Below are 11,897 nucleotides of genomic sequence, written 5' to 3'. Positions count from 1 at the left end.
TAAGCTCCTTGTTGTATTTTTCCTGAAAATCCTTCCAAGTGAACTGGTAGTCCTGATTTTCCGGGCGGTTATAGTAGATGTAGAATCTCCACGCGTCGGCTTTGATTCCGCTTTCTTTTGCGTCGCTTCCGAATACGCCCACGCCCTTTGACTTAGAGAATTTTCCGTCCTCGTAGTTAAGGAACTCAGTTGAAGACATGTGATAGAGCTTTGTGTAGTCCCGGCCGGTTCCGATTTCAGAGCATGGGAAGACTACGGTGTGGAATGGGATATTGTCCTTTCCGATGAACTGGAAGAGCTTGATGTCGCTTCCAGTCTTGTCGCTTGCCTCTTCGCTTTCTGAAGGAAGCCACCACTTTTTCCAGTCGAAGGATTCCTTGCCAGAGGCCTTCATTTCGTCTTCCAGCTGCTTGGTGATTGACATGTAGCCGATGGGGGCGTTGAACCACACATAGAAGACTTTGTTTTCGTAGCCGGATTTTGGAACCGGGATTCCCCACTTGAGGTCTCGTGTGATTGCTCGCTCGTTGAGGCCGTCACGAATCCAAGCCTTTGTCATCTGGATTGCGTTTGCGCTCCATTTTCCTTCGACACTAGCCTTCTCCATCCATTCTTCAAGTTTTGGAGCAATTGAAGGAAGGTCGATGTAAAGATGCTTTGTCTCGCGTACTTCAGGAGTTGAGCCGCAGGTGTGGCAGCGAGGCTGTAAAAGCTGGGTCGGGTCAAGAAGAGTGCCGCATGAGTCGCACTGGTCGCCACGGGCATCGGTAGCTCCGCATTTCGGGCAGGTGCCGTCAACATAACGGTCTGCGAGGAACATATTGCACTTAGGGCAGAAAAGCTGCTTTGAAGTGTGCTCCTTGATGAAGCCGTTTTTGTCCAGGTCGTTGAAAATGCTCTGTGTAATTTCAGTACATTCCTCGTTTGAAGTGCGTCCGAATTTGTCAAAAGCGATGTCGAACCACTCATAGATGTCCTTGTGAATCGCATAGTAGTAATCGCAAAGCTCGCGCGGAGTCTTTTTTTCCTGCAAAGCCTTTGTCTCAGTTGCAGTTCCGTATTCGTCAGTTCCGCAGACATACATTGTCTCGTATCCGCGTGAACGGCAGAATCGTGCGAAGACATCTGCACTAAGCATCTGAATCAGGTTTCCCAGATGAGGAATATTATTTACATAAGGCAAAGCCGATGTGATAAGTCGTTTTTCTTTGAGTTTAATGTTCTTCATAAGAAGAAATTATAGCGAAAAAAAGGGATTTATACAATGAAAAGAAAATTGGACACGAGAAGTCTCATCCATAGTCCCTATGCTGCAAAAAAAATCCCCTAAAAGCCAAATGCCTTTAGGGGAAAAACTCTCTTTTAGTCTACCTAGAACCTTCGTTCTTTAGACGGAAGTAATATGTCGTATTATAATTATTTCCCGATTTAAGAAGCATTTCAAGCGTTTCTCCAGGATACAATATATAGTTTATTTTTTGTCCAGCCCACGCACATTCACCGACATACCAAGTCGTAGGTCCATTTTCGTTAGCATCGCTTGGAACATCACCGATTGCGAATCCATGGTATGTATTTGTTGTGATGTCCCAGGAAATCCAATACCAAGTACCGTTCATTTTTCCAGAACTTGTATCAGACCAAGAACCTGCCATAAGCTTAAAGTTTTTGCTATCGTTCCAAGAAAGGGGGAACGGATCTAGCGTATTTCCGCCATAAGGCGCATCGCCTCCAAACACCCATACCTTTAAATCTGCGTATTTGAGCGTATTGCCATTTTCCTTTATCGAAGTCTCCTTGTAGCTAGGACCTTTATCTTCAGCTGTATCATAGGCACCATCAATTTTAAATTTCAATACTGTTCTTGTCGCATACTCATAGATAGGATCGCTCTTAACGCTGGAATCAGAAGTTTTCTCTGCGCGTGCGGCAATGGCGATTTTGAGTCCCTTCATGTCGTAGGATGCCGTGCCGCCTCCAATAGAAAACTCATTTTCGTATTTTTTATTTATCGTATTTGGGATCGTGGCATCAGTTGTTTTTGTATTATAGTACTTCGGAGATTCTTTGACCGAAACTTGACTACTGGCATTTTGATTTGTTTCATAATAAATAGTAGTTTCTGGAGTCTGGCAGTCAATCTTTACACCAGCAGAAGTCGGCATCTCTACGCTCGAAGTCGCTGTGACTCCGGAACTTGTGATAGTCTGCCCTTTTTTGTTGATTCTTATTACAGGATCTTCTATTCCCTCTGCGACTAAGTGAGGCTTGCTTGTTGTTCCGTCTGTCTCATACTCAGTGTTTTTGTTTTGACATGCATCCGTAACAGCAGCTGCAGGGATAAGGAGCTTATAAGTTGAGCCTTTTACAGGAAGCTGGTATGTGCTTCCAAGTTTAACGGTAAGGACTTTTTCATCCTCCACGCTCACTGCGCTTGAGACTATCGGAATCCTTACAATGTGTTTCTCTGCGTCTTTGAAAATCTTCGTAATTTCTGTCTTTGTGTTTTCATTCTCAAAGTTAAGAACATACTTCGTTGTTGTGTCATTTTCAAGGTAGTTGCCATTTTTTACGGCACCGTTCATGCCTTTTGTGTAGTAAGATGAAAGCTTGTTTTTGAGCTCGTTGAATTCGCTCACGCTCAGCACTGACGGAGCACGGTAGGAATCTTCGTCGTGAGTAAATACAATTTCCCCGCTCATTTTACTGATTTCACGGTCAAAGGTTATTTTTAAAACAGCATCGCTTCCCTTTCCTGTTAAGGAAACACTATTAATTTCAGGCTTTCCTGTGAGAATATAAATTTCCCGGTTGTCGGCAAATGCTTTTTCTGTTCCATCTCCTGTTACCGGAAGAGAGACATCCGCTGTTACAGTTCCTGCATCAGCTGTGATTTCAACAGAATTTACTGTCCAATCTGTTACATCGAGTTTTCCATCACTTGAATTGATGTAGTCACCTTCTTTTATTTCATATTCGAATTTGTGTTGTTTTACGCTTGTACCAGCAGTGGTGATTTGAACTTCTCTTGATGTCGTGCCATCATTTTTGTTGCCGACATTTAATGTGACTTTTGCACCGCTTGCTATTTTGACTTCTTTTCTGAAATTGATAAGTCCTTCTATGATTTTTGTGCTTGTATTTGTTGAGTATGAACCAGAAACCGTTTTTGCGGTGATTTTGCTTAAGAGTTCGCCTTTATCAATCGTAACTGTTTGGACGGTCGCATTTGGGGAAACATTTCCCGCTTTGTCTGTCTGACGGGCCGTTACATTGTAAGTTCCGTTGTTTGTAAGAGAAATTTCTGTTCCCTTATAGCTCATCCAAGAAGAGCCGTTGTCGGTAGAGTATTCGATTGTTGCTCCTGTCTCACCTGTAATGCTGAAATTCGTTGCCTCAAATATTACGGGCTTGCTCCAGCCGACACTGACTTCTGGGGCGTCTGGAGCCATCGTGTCGATTACGATTTTGTTGGTCAGTGTTGTATTCGGGAGAGTCCAATTTTCAAGAGTATTTCCCGCCTCATCTTTTATGATTACGGAATCGTGCGACAGACTCTGAAGCTTTAGCTCATCCGTGTTTTGACCGTCGGCAACAGTGTATGTGAAAATCGCATTCTTTGAGCTTGCAGAAACTCCCGATGTCTTTGCGGAATTGTGCGTGAATGAAAGCTCAAGATTTGAAGCATTTTCAATAGATACGCTTTCAGAGAAAGTCAGCATAAGAAGAATTGATGCGCCTTCTTTATAATAACCGGAACTTGAGAGTGCAGTCACCGACTCAATTTTCGGCGCTTCCGTATCGATGGTGATGTTTCGCGTATTGCCGATTCTATTTCCTGCCGCAGGAAGAGAAACTTCTATTGTTTCTTCAGTCGAAGAATCTTTCCATACCGCTCCGTTCTTTTTTATTGCCGTGACATCGAGTTTTTCAACACTCGTGTCGCTTTCACCTACGGTATATTTATATACATGCTTTGAAGTACCACTTCCTGAATTATAAATCGCCTCTCCGCCGTTGTTTAGCGTGAGTGTCGGTGGATTTGCTCCTTGACTTAGAGTAGTTGCTTTTGTGAATTCAAGGGTAATGAGAATAGAATTTCCTTTAGAATAGAATCCGTCATCAGAATCTGAGCCAATGCTTTCAAGACCAGCTTCTGCGCTTTCAATGAAGACTGAACGGCTTGTGGTTTTCGTGTTTCCGGCATAGTCTTTTATGCTTGCCTGTATCAAACCGCTTGTTATCGGAAGAAGCGAATTTGAAACTTCTGCCGTCCATGTTCCGTCATTCTTTCGTGTCGCGCTGATTTCATTGTTGGCCCATGTAAGCTTGATGTCGCCTATCTTTGATTTATATGTGCTTGTCCATTTGCTTGTAGAATTGTCGCTCCATTTTCCTGAAATTGTTGCTGTATGGCTTGGTTTTATGACTGGAAGTGTCGGCGTATCGTCTCCAGTGAAACTTACATCTTTTGCGACTGTTGAACCATTTTTTAAGACGAGTTTTTCGATTGTAAGTTCTGGAACTTCAGTGTCTCCAGTGAGAGAGAATACCTGAACGGTATTGCTTCCAGAATCTTCTGCACGGAAGACAAAGTCAAGGGCATCAAGTGTCTTTGTCGTGCCGTCTATGCCGAGATTGGAGAAAATATTAAAGGTCTTTGAGAAGGTATAGACATTTCTTCCGCTTGAAGAGTCTGGACTTCCCAGCGTGATTTTGTAAATTTTATTTCCAATAGAGTCTGTATAACCCGATTCAGTCGCCTGTGCCCATGGCGCAGTCTCTGCGCTGCCGTTCATATAGGCGATTTTGTTTGCTGCATCGTCGCTTTTTGCAGGATTAAGGAAAGCGATACATAAAGAACTTACAAGCCCGTCGTCAGAGACATTTCCTTTGAATTTGATTGTGGCATCTGAATTTGCCAAAACAGAAGAACTGCTTTCTGGAGAGGTGATTTCAATTTTTGGCGGAGAAACATCAAGTGTTTTGAAATATCGCTCAAGGGTGTCTTTGTTTCCGTTCAAATCCTCAACATCTACTATAAGTTTGAAATTGCCGTTTTCTGACGGAGTTGTAACGCTCCAAGGGGCATATTTAGCGCCGTCTTCTGAGAGACCGAGTTTTCCAGAGGAGTAATTTTCAAAAACATCGCCATTTTTTTTCTGAATCGTATATGTGAGTTTTTTTATTCCGTCATCGTCCTGTGCCTGTCCTGTGAAACTTGAAGACGGATAGACTTCGTAGGCGGAACTTCCTTTATCTGTTTCATCACCGAGATATGTGATAAGCCATGGCATATCAGCTTCCGGCCACCAGATAAAATAACCGAGAATTTTTTTCTGCCATGCTCCAGAATTGCTCACGCTCGTTGAAACTACGCGGATTAAGTGTCTTCCTGTCATAAGGTCTGAATTTTTTGTCTCGCTTACCCATTCGCCTGCCGCCACCGTGAATTCCCATGAGCGGGAATTTTCTTTAATGAGTTTAGAGTAATAGACTTTCGGTTTTTCACTTTCACCCTCAAATTTTACGGTGTCACTTACTTCCTGAGCTTTCGGATTTGAGAGTTCCGGATATTTTGCTAAGTCAGTTACGATTGCCGTGTTTGCGGAAAGCTCTCCTGCGTCAAATTCAATAAGCAATTCTCTGAAGGAAATAGAATCTGACTGTCTGCCAGAAAAATATATGTCACCGTTTAGAAGCCTTGCGATAACATTTCCATCTTTGAGATTGTATGATTCTGCCTTTGTTTTTGCATCTGAGTGTGGTGTTTTAAAAAGATCAGGCTTGGTGATTGAGACATCTGGATTTTTGGTGTCAACGGTGAGCGTACATTCTACTTTAGAGTTTCTGCCTGAATTCCCGTTTGCATCTTCTGCGATAATACTAAGCTCATAGGTGTAGTCTGTTTTAGTGCTTTTTTTGTCATCGGTTTTTACAAGTACATTCCAATGCCATGTGTCTCCTGAAAGCGAGCATCCAGCCTCGGTGGAAGAAAGCTCCGTCCAGTCTGTGGTTGATGTTTTCTTTTTCCATACGCTGCCGGGAGTTACGCTATAATGTATGTCTGCGTCTTCAAAATCAATCGTGATAAGGGCGAGTTTTTCGTTATCGTATGCAGTTCCTGCCAGCGTGAATTCGTTGGCTACGGTGTCATCGTCTGAATGAGAAGTAAGCGTTACGACAGGAGCCGTAAGGTCAACGGCCTCTCCCAAGCCAGTGCTGTCTCCACATGAGAAAAACAATGCTCCTGTTAAAGTCAAAAGAGCGAGATTCGTTAATTTTTTAATTATAGAAACTTTTTTCATGTTTTTCCTCTTTTTTGTGATTATTCCCAGTTCCTCATTTTGACAGCGCGGCTGTATTCGCCAGGAATCATCCAGCCCCAATTACAACACCAGTTGTAATGACCTCCGCTACCCCAACTATGACCCGAAAACGATGAATTCACAAGAATTTCGTATGAGCACCAGTAGTAGTCGTAATGGCCTGCATCAATTTCTGGCAGTAATTTTGAATAAAGCTTTATTTCGACAGTGTAGTCTGTATATCCACTTTCTATATAGAGACCATTATTTTTTGCTTCAGCAAAGACATCATTAGAAAGCGGTGTCTCTGTTGAAAAGTTGTTATAATCTGTACACCATGCTTTTTTATCCGTGTTTTCACTGCCTTTTAAACCAAAGTTGTTATCACATTTAGTAAATTTTACGCTTAAACTTGTTGCTTCAGAAATTTCATCTGCTGTAAGGATTTGTGTTGCACCCCACCAATTAGCAGGTCGAGCCTGAATATCTTTTGTAATTGTTTTTATATAACCGTAATCATTAAAATTAATTGGCTTGGCTTCAACAAAATCTTCCCTATAGCATCTCTTGAGGTAGGGAGAGCCTAGCTGATTGTCACGGAGCGGGAACGGAGCGATATAAGGCTCGCCTGCCCAGCCGGTGGTTCCTCGGATTGAGAAGTGATTATGGCCTTCTTCTTGTGCGCCGGCTTGACCTGTGTTTCCATAGGGTGCGAAGAACTGCACGACAGTCTGGAAAACGCCTTCATAACCCGTTGCCGTCGCTCCGTTTATGCTTGCGCTTGCCTTAAAGAACTGTTTGCAGGCTTTTTGGTAGTTTCCGTTACCTCCTGCAAAGAATGTTCCTTCGCTGTAGGATTTGCTTGTGCTGATGCCTGTAATTGAAGGATTTGCTGTTTCTGAAGTCGTACTTGTACAGTCCGCTGCAGTTGGATAATCGACTGTCGCATTGCTTTCCCCTGCCTCAACCATTGATGAGCCATAGGTAACTTCAGCTCCGTCGCTTTCGCAGTCAATTCGCACACGCACATAGGCTGTCGGCTTTATCTTGTCATCGCTAATGTATGTACTTTCTTTTTGGCCGTTTGAATCAACCTGATAAACTCCGAAGCCGTAAGAATATCTGTCAACTCGGATTACCGGAGTCGCTACCCCGCTGGACCAGAAATATTCGTTAGAGCCGTTCTTGATGAGAACGACAGGCGAAGAGCCGTCGCTGATAGAGTCTCGTGCCCTCTCCCATGATGAGCTTGGATATTTGTCATAAGTGTTTTCAAATTCTGAGCCGATTGTATACTGCGTGCATGTCGTTCCATTGCACTCTTGAACTGCATCCGCAAGGATTGTGTCCCATCTTCCGTCAGCTTCGGCACCGAAGTAGTTTCCCGTTGAGTCCATGAAAGCGCCTTTTTCAATGACAAGTTCCCATTTCCTTCCGGCTGGCAAATTGCTGTCTCCGACTAAGCCATCAGGAAAATCGATTGTAACGGTTTTTCCGTTTATGCTTACATATTTTGATGTGACATCGACGATTCTCTCATGGTAATGTGCTGCCTCAAGCGTCGCCCGAATTTGGCTTCCTGTTCGTTCATTGCCAGTGTCATTCGGGGTTTTGGGGGCTGGGTTTTCTGTGTATGACGAGCCACTGCCGGTCGTGCGGAAAGTCTTTCCGATATGATGGGTGACTTCATCTTTTTCGCGGATACCAATATCGAAGTCAAGGACATATTTTGTGCTGGTATCTGGAAGACCTGTGGAGGTGTTAATGCCCTGAGTTGATTTTTTGTAAGGACCGACAAACTGGCCTGTTCCGTGATAATAAATGTTTGCGGATCCGCTTACTCCCGGATAAAGACTCTCCGAATCTTCCATGTCGATTCCCTTTTCCTGCCGTGAGAGAATTTCTTTTTGTTCGCTGGTGAGTGCCTTTGTAATCGTGCTGAATTCACTTGCCGTAAGGACAGGTGGAATTGCCCAGTTCGCTATACGGCGGATGATGATATTACCGTTTGCACGGCTGACATTTTCATTGAAGGTAAGCACGATTTTTCTGCCGTTTGAGTAGACATTTGCACTTGCTGTAGCTCCGTCCGGAGCCATTTTAACGACTTTCGGGGCAACGCCGTCACATTTAATTGAAGTTCGGTCGTAGTCATCGTCAAGTGTTTTGCTTCCCTGCTCTATTCCGTACATGTCGCTGAATCCTTCAAGGAAGACATCTCCTTTGTTTACTTTGAGAGTAAATTCGTCCGGATCCTGAACTTCATAAGCGAAGTAAACAAAATCTATTTTTTCCTGTGCTTCCGTAAGCTTGATGCCGTTTTTGTTTGAAAGATATGCCTTTCCTGAATTTTTTCCCTGTGCGTATGATTCTCCGCTGTGACCGCTTACGAGAATATATGCCGATGAAATTGAGTCCTCTTTGAAAGAGACTTTTTCGTCAAATGTTACCTTAAAGACAAGTTTCCTTCCGGCGGCATAATTTCCGTCTGGATTCACGCATTCTATATCGTAATGCGGGAATGTGCTGTTGATTTCAAGGCTGATTATGTCAGAGTAATCTGAAATATTTCCGGCATAGTCTGTTCGGCGCGCGGTGAGCTCACAAGAAGATGTGAGTTTGACTGTGTTTCCCGCACCTTCTGAGATTATGTTATCCGTTGGCCAAGAACTTCCGCCGTCCGTTGAGTATTCGGTTTTTTTGAGCTCATCATCGAGAAGAGATACATAGAAATTCGCATAGTTGGCGACTTTTCCGCCAGTAACTTTATTTCCTTTTGAGTCAGTGACATTTACCGTCGGGGTGGCTGGCTTTATTGTGTCGATTACGATATTTGCACTTTTAGAGTTTGTGCCACTGTTCAGGACAAGTTTGTTTCCTGCTGCATCGACAATGGTATTGTAAGCCGTTATGCAGTCGTTCGGGATATAATAAAGCGGTCCGTTAGGATTTTCATCTGTATCTGATGTGATTTTTTTGCTGAATGTGATAGTATTTCCGCTCTGTCCTACGAAGGGCAGTGAGACCGACTGAGAGCCGACATTAAAGACAAATGCCGGAGAACCCTGAATCTGCACTGCTTCCGAGGTTGTGATTTTTACGGATAAAGTTCTGCCCTCTTTGAGATAAGTGCTTCCGTTGTTCTGGTAATTTGCAATTTCCGAAGAATCAATGTCGGTTTCTATCGTTGCGCTGCTGATTTTTGGAGAAATTCCGTCAATCTTGATAGTTTTTTTGTTTTGAAGAAGGTTTTCAGCTGTGACGGTGGAATTTCCGTTGCTATCTACCAAGGTCGCGACAGATGATGAAAGTCCTGCAATCGGGCTTCCGCTGTCATTAACGACACAAAGTTTGTCAGAAGAATCGCCTTCATTTACCTTATAGACAAATACCAGCGTTGTTGAGCCGGAGCCTGTTTTGTAATATGCCTTGTTCGTTACGACTGAAGTGTCAGAATTATTTATTCCGGAGAGTTTTACATACATTGAGCTTGTATCAGATACGGTGACTGTGTTGTCAAAGACTGCGTTAATCAGAATTTCATCACCCATCTTACTGAGTGTTGATGACGGAGATGTTATGCTCTTTAAAAGTGGAAGCGTGCTGATTACGACCGTAAACTGGTCTTTTCCTTCGTTACCGAACAAATCCTTTGCAAAGAACTGGAATTTTGGTTTTACGCCCTTTTCTTTCCAAGCCTGAAGCGTATCCGTGGAAATAGCTTGGGACTTAAATGTTTCTGTTGCCTCATCATAGCTTCCCGTTACTCTTGCATAACCAAGTGATGAGTCGTATGTGCCAAACATTCCGTCATTTGCGTTTGAGTCTACGCGGCGAATTTCATAGGCGCTTGAATCCATTCCGATTCCGCTTGTTTTTGTACCTTTGAATTCAAGAACAAGGGCTTCGCTTGCCGAAATGATTGCCATATCTCCGCTTGGAGAAATTGGCGTAATGGTTGGATTTGATGTGTCTCCAGCGAGCCTGTATTCAGAAAAGACTCCGGTGTTTGCTCCCCTGGTCAGGCGGGCAACAAAATATTTATCACTTGCCTGTTTGTTTTCGCTCATGAAGTCGGTGAACAAGTCAACTTCAAAACTGAATGTCTGCGTTATGAAACCTGCAGTGCTTCCTGTTTTTGTGAGAGGAACTGACCAAAGAACTCCCACCTCGTTTATTTCCGTCTTTTTGAGGCTACCTGCCGTTCTGTACTTATTGTGCTTTTCGACAGTGTTCAGGCTTGAGAGGAAATCTTTTGCTATTGCTGATTTTTCTGTTGCTGTTTGGGCGATTGAATCTGGAACCCAGACGAATTCAAGATAGTCACAGCCGGAAGCATCGAGTGCCTGACCTTCGATTGTGACTTTTGCATTTGTTGAGCCTGTCATTGAGACTGCTGGTACTGAATTGTTCTTTGGCGATGTGATAAGAAGCATAGGACTTGACTCGTCAATGACATTAACTGTAATTGTTTCGTTAATTGCTTCTCCGCCGTCAGTTTCGCCTTTTTTGCCCTTGCCTTGTATTGTAAGGCTTGCTGTTTGCGGAGTTGAGGGCATTTTTACAATGAGGGTTTTTTCGCGTTCTCCGCTACTGATACTTGCAATGTCAGAACTTGTCTTTGAATTTCCGTCTTGGTCTTTATAAGCGAATGAATAGCTTGCTGAATCCAACTCATCATCGTCAAAAATCGTGATACTGATGACATCATTTACATAAGCAGTGATTGCGTTTTCTGAGATTTCCGTAGAAAGCTCATATCGGGGTTTGTCTGCCTCTGGATACCAAATGAACCATGTGTCATCGCTATTAGTTTCATCATAAGAGATTTTGTTTGCCGCCGGAGTCGTGACGATATCGCTCGCAGTGTAGCGAACCTGAAGATAATGCTTTCCCGTTTTAAGACCGTCTTTTCCACTTTTAAGGATTGCTTCGGTAATCTCATAAACAGGCGCATATACGGTGCTGTCATTGGTTTTTGAAATCTCACAGACTTGGATTCCATCCTCATCATAAATCGAGATTTTCGGCGGATTCTTGTCATCGATACCCATTGTATCATTGAAGTTTGCACTGATTGCAAATGCTACATTCTGAGCGGCGTCTATGTTCTCAGATTTGTTGAGGTCAATGGATTTCAGTTCTTCGAGAGAATGAAGGTTGTACTGTATTCCGTTGATTTTCCGGTCAATGTACCACGCATTACCAATTGGTGCTTTCTCATCAACAAAGAGGATTATTGTTTTTGAAGAGCGCGCCCCTTGATTTCCCTGAGCATCTTCTGCTATGAACTTTAGAAATGCCGTACCCTCTTTTTCGAATGTAAAGCCTAACGACCAGTTCTCACCAGAAAGACTCGCCGTCTTAAACTCTTTGAAGGATGTTTCATCTGCCCATTTAATCTGGACATGTACGCTCGTGACTTTTTTGTTGTCGCTTGCTGTTCCTGTGAAAGCTACTTCGCGGTGGCAGAAGACTCCTCCTGCAAAAGAATATGTGCTTTCATTTTCAGAACTCATGGAAACTATGGATACTTTAGGAGCAACGATATCGACTTCCTCGCCTAAGCCGACATCCATATTGCATGAA

3 protein-coding genes are annotated in these 11,897 nt (G+C 43.4%); all 3 read right to left on the bottom strand.

Going from position 1 to position 11,897, the window contains the following annotated elements:
• Positions 1-1,228 (bottom strand): methionine--tRNA ligase (gene metG, locus B2089_RS07915; protein WP_296686650.1); only part of this gene is annotated, 1,228 nt, incomplete at its 3' end.
• Positions 1,229-1,367: 139 nt separating this feature from the next.
• The gene (locus B2089_RS07910) at positions 1,368-6,308 is read right to left on the bottom strand and encodes a hypothetical protein (protein ID WP_296323186.1); all 4,941 of its coding nucleotides are present in this window, start codon (positions 6,306-6,308) and stop codon (positions 1,368-1,370) included.
• A 20-nt stretch (positions 6,309-6,328) separates the two neighbouring features.
• Complete coding sequence (locus B2089_RS07905; RefSeq protein ID WP_296323183.1) at positions 6,329-11,887, bottom strand: hypothetical protein; 5,559 nt, start codon at positions 11,885-11,887, stop codon at positions 6,329-6,331.
• Positions 11,888-11,897: the final 10 nt, after the last annotated feature.

This window comes from Treponema sp. UBA3813 (genome assembly GCA_002368605.1).
In the GTDB taxonomy this organism is placed as follows: Bacteria; Spirochaetota; Spirochaetia; order Treponematales; family Treponemataceae; genus Treponema_D.
This window is presented reverse-complemented; position numbering and strand designations above follow the sequence as displayed.

Bases quoted from the DNA above. Each gene is read 5' to 3' on its own strand.
- B2089_RS07905 (WP_296323183.1), bottom strand. From the start codon at position 11,887: ATGGATGTCGGCTTAGGCGAGGAAGTCGATATCGTTGCTCCTAAAGTA.
- B2089_RS07910 (WP_296323186.1), bottom strand. From the start codon at position 6,308: ATGAAAAAAGTTTCTATAATTAAAAAATTAACGAATCTCGCTCTTTTG.